A 569-nucleotide genomic window follows, 5' to 3' on the forward strand; every position below is an offset into this window, starting at 1 on the left:
GCTGCAGCGTGTGCGGCGCCCGGCACGTCCGTGGTTGTGCGGCGTGGCCTATGCTTTCCAGGAAGTCGACCATGCTCATCCGGCCCTGCAGGCGCAGCCCTGGGACGTGCGCCTCGATGCCGTGCTGACCGATCGCGAAACCATCCTCTGTGCGCAGGATCCGGCATGCACTACTGGCTGATGAAATCCGAACCCGGGACGTTTTCGATCGACGCTCTCGCGCGCAAAGGCAGCGAGCCTTGGGACGGCCTGCGCAATTATCAGGCGCGCAACTTCAGGCGCGACGGCATGCGCGTCGGTGACGGCGTGCTGTTCTACCACTCCAACTGCGCCGTACCCGGCGTGGCCGGGCTGGCCGAGGTCGCCAGCGCCGCCTATCCCGATCCCAGCCAGTTCCAGCCGCGCAATCCACACTACGACCCCGACAGCCCGCGCGATGCGCCGCGTTGGTGGCTGGTGGACGTACGCTTCGTGCGCAAGCTTGACCAGATCATCGCGCTGGACACCTTGAAGGCCGACGCACGTCTGGGCGATTTCGCCCTCACCCGCCGCGGCAACCGCCTGTCGGT

General features: G+C 67.1%; 1 protein-coding gene and 1 pseudogene. Both read left to right on the plus strand.

Features of this window, described 5'->3' with window-relative positions; translation table 11 throughout:
* Positions 1 to 181, plus strand: a pseudogene (locus CEK68_RS21135) (hypothetical protein); the annotation flags it as partial.
* Positions 166 to 569 (plus strand): EVE domain-containing protein (locus tag CEK68_RS20890; RefSeq protein ID WP_152240536.1); only part of this gene is annotated, 404 nt, incomplete at its 3' end. The pseudogene CEK68_RS21135 and the gene CEK68_RS20890, both read left to right, overlap by 16 nt.

This window comes from Xanthomonas sp. LMG 12461, from assembly GCF_009192935.1.
GTDB classification, from domain to species: domain Bacteria; phylum Pseudomonadota; class Gammaproteobacteria; order Xanthomonadales; family Xanthomonadaceae; genus Xanthomonas_A; species Xanthomonas_A sontii.